At 78.4% G+C, this 264-nt stretch carries 1 protein-coding gene; it reads right to left on the bottom strand.

The genetic code is table 11. From position 1 onward, the window contains the following. The coding region (locus tag ACSNOB_RS32110; protein ID WP_436691212.1) for an acyl carrier protein at positions 1 to 180 on the bottom strand (180 nt) is incomplete at its 3' end. Positions 181 to 264: the final 84 nt, after the last annotated feature.

Below are 264 nucleotides of genomic sequence, written 5' to 3'. Positions count from 1 at the left end.
CAACTCCCGGAACGCCCGGTCCGCCGGCACCGACTCCGCGCCCCCGTGCCCGAGCACCTGCGCGACCAGACCCCGGACCAGCACGCCGATCCGGGCCCGGCCCTCGTCCTCGGTCAGCCCGGCGAGCCGCTCGGCCCAACCGCCACCGCCCTGTCCCGCCTGGCGGCGGGTGCTGGTCACTCCGATCAGGGTGCGCAGCATGGCCGGCGCCGGGCCGCCCGAGAGCGCCGCCCGCAACGCCGGCACGTCGATCACCGTCGGCAC

The sequence above is a fragment of the Micromonospora sp. URMC 106 genome, assembly GCF_051386395.1.
Classification (GTDB): Bacteria; Actinomycetota; Actinomycetes; order Mycobacteriales; family Micromonosporaceae; genus Micromonospora.
Note: the sequence above shows the minus strand (reverse complement) of the source record. Positions and strands in the feature narration are given on the sequence as shown.